The sequence below is a fragment of the Lactobacillus nasalidis genome (genome assembly GCF_016587775.1).
Lineage (GTDB): Bacteria > Bacillota > Bacilli > Lactobacillales > Lactobacillaceae > Lactobacillus > Lactobacillus nasalidis.
On sequence record NZ_BOCG01000205.1, the window covers coordinates 1 to 397 of the forward strand.

The following is a 397-nucleotide window of genomic DNA, read 5'->3' on the forward strand; positions in this document are numbered from 1 at the left end:
GAAAGAAAAAGACCCGGCTCAAGACTTTACCCTCTATGAGCTCTACGACCGCAAGGAGGTCTGCCGCCTGCTCAACTGGCCGCTTGACGTCAACCGGCCCATGTACGGCTACCGGCTGAGCGGCGACGTCTGCCCGCTCTTCATCACTTATCAAAAAACCGACCAGGAGCAAAGAAACGCCCGCTACGACAACCAGGCCCAGGGCCAGCGCCTGTCCTGGTTCACCCGGACTCCCCGCCACCTGGATTCCCCGGAAGTCCGGCAGCTTTTGCGGGGCGTGGCTGAGGGCCGGCAGGCCACCCGGCTGCCGGTCTTCGTCAAGCGGGCCGATGCCTACGGCCCCAAGTTCTGCTACCTGGGCCAAGCCCAGATCGATCCCGCCACTGTCCGCGAGGTC

1 protein-coding gene is annotated in these 397 nt (G+C 64.0%); it reads left to right on the top strand.

Annotated features, from left to right (window positions below):
* Window positions 1-397 (top strand): DUF3427 domain-containing protein (locus tag lacNas_RS03530; RefSeq protein ID WP_201346598.1); only part of this gene is annotated, 397 nt, incomplete at both ends.